Source organism: Burkholderia sp. SIMBA_051, from assembly GCF_046534915.1.
Taxonomy (GTDB): domain Bacteria; phylum Pseudomonadota; class Gammaproteobacteria; order Burkholderiales; family Burkholderiaceae; genus Burkholderia; species Burkholderia ambifaria.
In genome coordinates this window covers 1-376 of record NZ_JAWRXS010000082.1, presented here as the reverse complement: position 1 = coordinate 376, position 376 = coordinate 1, and the positions used below count along the sequence as shown (strand labels likewise).

Annotated in this window: 1 protein-coding gene; it reads right to left on the bottom strand. The window is 60.1% G+C overall.

The features are described from left to right. On the bottom strand, positions 1 to 196 hold a 196-nt coding region (locus SB771_RS33640; RefSeq protein ID WP_410721874.1), incomplete at its 3' end, for a helix-turn-helix domain-containing protein. Between the last annotated feature and the right edge of the window lie 180 nt (positions 197 to 376).

Sequence of the window (376 nt, the reverse complement as noted above, 5' to 3'; positions counted from 1 at the left end):
CGTCGTCGTCCAGCCGCCGGTTACCCGGTCGGCTGCGTTTGCGTGAGACCAGGCCCGCTGCGCCTGATTCACGATACCGGATTACCAGCCGCTCGATCTGCCGCACCGTCAGGCCCAGCCGGTCGGCAGCACGTCCAGGTTTCAGACCGGTGTCCACCACAGCCTGGATCACCTTCAGTCGGTCGAGTTCGCGCATGTTCAATGTCACCAGTGTCGCTGGATGCATGGCCGGCTCCGTAATCCCGCGGGGAACCGGCAAGCATACCCAGAGCAGAACACGACATTTCTTATATGGTCGCCTCCCATTTGCAAGGTAATTGTTCGTAGCGAGAAGGGTGGTTGCGGACTTATATCCGGACTCGATTGCGGAACGTAC